Origin of the sequence: Actinomadura rugatobispora (genome assembly GCF_042656285.1) — a bacterium.
Lineage (GTDB): Bacteria > Actinomycetota > Actinomycetes > Streptosporangiales > Streptosporangiaceae > Spirillospora > Spirillospora rugatobispora.
In genome coordinates this window covers 1-1,074 of the sequence record NZ_JBHSON010000277.1, presented here as the reverse complement: position 1 = coordinate 1,074, position 1,074 = coordinate 1, and the positions used below count along the sequence as shown (strand labels likewise).

General features: G+C 69.6%; 1 pseudogene. It reads right to left on the bottom strand.

Going from position 1 to position 1,074, the window contains the following annotated elements:
- Positions 1-1,074 (bottom strand): annotated as a pseudogene (groEL, locus tag ACFPZN_RS56320) (chaperonin GroEL); the annotation flags it as partial.

The following is a 1,074-nucleotide window of genomic DNA, read 5'->3' as shown; positions in this document are numbered from 1 at the left end:
CGGCGGCCGGGGTCTTCTCCGGCTTCTCGGCGATGACGGCCTCGGTGGTCAGGAACAGCGCCGCGATCGAGGAGGCGTTCTGCAGCGCCGACCGCGTCACCTTGGCCGGGTCCAGGATGCCCGCCTCGAACATGTCGACGTACTCGCCCGTGGCGGCGTTCAGGCCCTCACCCGGCGTCAGGTTGCGGACCCGCTCCACCACCACGCCGCCCTCCAGGCCGGCGTTCACCGCGATCTGCTTCAGCGGCTCCTCCAGGGCCCGCTTGACGATCGCGGCACCGGTGGCCTCGTCGCCGGACACGTCCAGCTTCTCGAAGGCCGGGATGCCCGCCTGCAGCAGCGCCACGCCGCCACCGGGGACGATGCCCTCCTCGCTCCTTGAGCTCCACCTCGGTCGCCGCACCGGCCTTGATCACCGCGACACCGCCGGCCAGCTTGGCCAGCCGCTCCTGCAGCTTCTCGCGGTCGTAGTCGGAGTCGGTCCCGTCGATCTCGGTCCGGATCTGGTTGACCCGGCCCGCGATCCCGACGGCGTCGCCCGCACCGTCCACGATCGTCGTCTCGTCCTTGGAGACGACCACCTTGCGGGCGCGGCCCAGCATCTCCAGGGTGGTGTTCTCCAGCTTCAGGCCCACGTCCTCGGAGATGACCTGGCCACCGGTGAGGGTGGCGATGTCGCCGAGCATGGCCTTGCGCCGGTCGCCGAAGCCCGGGGCCTTCACCGCCACCGACTTGAAGATGCCCTTGATCTTGTTCACCAGCAGCGTGGGGAGCGCCTCGCCCTCCACGTCCTCGGCGATCAGGAGCAGCGGCTTGCCGGACTGCATCACCTGCTCCAGGACGGGCAGCAGGTCCTTGGCGGCGGAGACCTTCCCGTCGACGACCAGCACGTACGGCTCGTCGAGGACGGCCTCCAGCCGGTCCGGATCGGTCACGAACAGCGGGGCCAGATAGCCCTTGTCGAAGCGCATGCCCTCGGTGAGCTCCAGCTCCAGCCCGAAGGTGTTGCTCTCCTCGACGGTGATGACGCCTTCCTTGCCGACCTTGTCCATCGCCTCGGCGATCATCTCGCCG